General features: G+C 42.0%; 1 protein-coding gene. It reads right to left on the bottom strand.

All coding sequences use genetic code 11. The features are described from left to right. On the bottom strand, positions 1-541 hold a 541-nt coding region (locus ABN217_RS19605; RefSeq protein WP_349459905.1), incomplete at its 3' end, for a nitrilase-related carbon-nitrogen hydrolase. Positions 542-638 lie beyond the last annotated feature (97 nt).

Here is a 638-nt window from a genome sequence, read left to right as displayed (position 1 = left end):
CCGGTACACAGATAATTTCTGCGCCTTGCTCACGCATGGCTTGGAATAGGCCTGGGAAGCGTAAATCGTAGCAAATGGTCATGCCTAAGCGACCTACAGGCGTATCCACGACAGTAATATGTTCGCCGCGCTGATAAATAACGGATTCATTGTATGTGCCTTGCTCATCTTCAATATTCACATCAAACATATGAATTTTGTCATAACGCGCCTGAATATTTCCTTTGGAATCAATTAAAATACTGCTACTTGTGATCCGCTCTGGATCTTCACGGCTAATGAGTGGCATAGAACCAATTAAAATCCAAACATTGTAGCGTTTTGCCATATTGGCAATCGCTTCTTGGAGCGGCCCCTGCCCTTCCTGTTCGGCTTGTTTACGGTAAGTTGCTGCATCGGCAAACAACAATGCATTTTCTGGTGTTAATACTAGCTCAACAGTATCTGGCAACTGTTTAATCTGCTGCTCAATCTGTGCCAAATTATGTTTAGTATTTTTACCACTGCATAACTGCAAAAGTGCAACATTGCCATTTTTCATTACTCTTGAGTCTCCTTTAGCTGACGCAATACTTCATCAATTTTTGGTTCATCCAAACTTCCTGACACACGATAGCGTATGACAGAAATTTTACTCC

Origin of the sequence: Proteus sp. fly-1067, assembly GCF_040139345.1 — a bacterium.
GTDB classification, from domain to species: Bacteria; Pseudomonadota; Gammaproteobacteria; order Enterobacterales; family Enterobacteriaceae; genus Proteus; species Proteus vulgaris_B.
This window is presented reverse-complemented; position numbering and strand designations above follow the sequence as displayed.